Origin of the sequence: Actinomadura meyerae (genome assembly GCF_900188445.1) — a bacterium.
Lineage (GTDB): Bacteria > Actinomycetota > Actinomycetes > Streptosporangiales > Streptosporangiaceae > Spirillospora > Spirillospora meyerae.
In genome coordinates, this window is the sequence record NZ_FZOR01000113.1 from 1 (window position 1) to 1,548 (window position 1,548).

Here is a 1,548-nt window from a genome sequence, read left to right on the forward strand (position 1 = left end):
CAATGCCGGGAAGTTAAGGTGACGCCGGAGGTGTCAAGGGTTCTCGGCTGGTGGCCGGACATGAGAACGGAGATCCAGTAGAACGGGTGTTCTCTCACAAACGTCCGAACAGACTGGATCTCCGTTGTCTCAGCAGTCTGACAGGTCCGTGCTGGCCTGCGCTATCAGTACGGTCACGCGGACGGTCCGGGTGGGGACGGGGGTGTTCGCGCCCGGGCATTTGGGTGAGCTGACCCAGCAGGTGCCGTTCGAGATGGTCGACGAGGTCCTGGTGGCGACCGGTGCCGTGCAGCGGCGGGTGCGGCTGCTTCCGTCCCGGGTGGTGGTGTATCTGCTGCTGGCCGGGGTGTTGTTCGCTGAGCTGGGCTATGTGCAGGTATGGGGCCGGCTGACCGCCGGGCTCGGCGGGTCGCAGCCGGCGCCGAGCGGGGCCGCTTTGGCCCAGGCGCGGCGGCGGTTGGGTGTCGCACCGCTGAAGGCGCTGTTTGAGTTGCTGCGCGGTCCGGCCGCCACGCTCGGCGGCGCAGCGCGGTGGCGGGGTCTGCTGGTGTGCGCTGTCGATGGGACCGTGATGAGTGTGGCCGACAGCCCGGCCAACCGCGTGGCCTATCCCCAGCAGCGCGGGTCGGCTTTCCCGATGCTGCGTCTGGTCGCGGTGGTGGCCTGCGGCACCCGCAGCGTCTTGGACGCGGCGTTCGGCCCGGCCTGCGGGACCGGCAACGGCGAGACCGCCTATGCGGCCCGGCTGCTGGGCGCGCTGGGTGAGCAGATGATCGTGCTGGCCGACCGGGGCTTTGCCGCCGGGTGGCTGGTCAAGCAGATCGCCGATACCGGTGCCCACCTGCTGATCCGGGTCAAGAACGGCCGGTCGGCACCCAAGTTGCCGGCCCTGCACCGCCTGCCCGACGGCTCATTCATCTCCCGGCACGGCGGGATCAAGGTCCGCGTCATCGATGCCGGCATCACCGTCTCCACCGCCGCCGGCCCATCCACCGGCAGCTACCGGCTGATCACCACACTGCTGGACCCTGTCGGCTATCCGGCCACAGACCTGGTGCGGCTCTACCACCAGCGGTGGGAGATCGAGACCGCCTACCTGGAACTGAAATCCTCCATCCTGGGCGGCCGCGTCCTGCGGGCCCGGACCCCGGCCGGCACCGACCAGGAGATCTACGCGCTGCTGATCGTCCACCAGGCACTACGCACCGCGATGGCCGACGCCACCAACAGCGACCCCCGCATCGCCCCGGACCGGGCCGGCTTCAGCATCGCCCTGGCCGCGGCCCGCGACCAGGTCATCCAGGCCGCCGGCGTGATCGCCGACACCACCATCGACCTGACCGGCCGCATCGGACGAGCCGTCTTGGACAACCTGCTGCCCGACCGACGCATGCGCACCAACGCCCGCACCGTCAAACGCGCGATCTCCAAGTACAACGCCCGCGGCCCGGCCATCGACCGAACCACCTACCAGGCCACCATCGCCATCGACATCCTCACCCCGACCAACTCGACAACAGCCGAAGACCCTTAACTTCCCGGCATTGG

General features: G+C 69.3%; 1 protein-coding gene. It reads left to right on the forward strand.

Annotated elements, in window-relative coordinates; genetic code table 11:
* Positions 1–202: 202 nt before the first annotated feature.
* Positions 203–1,534, forward strand: coding sequence for an IS4 family transposase (locus tag CHF16_RS39145; RefSeq protein WP_171069549.1), 1,332 nt, complete (start codon positions 203–205; stop codon positions 1,532–1,534).
* Positions 1,535–1,548: the final 14 nt, after the last annotated feature.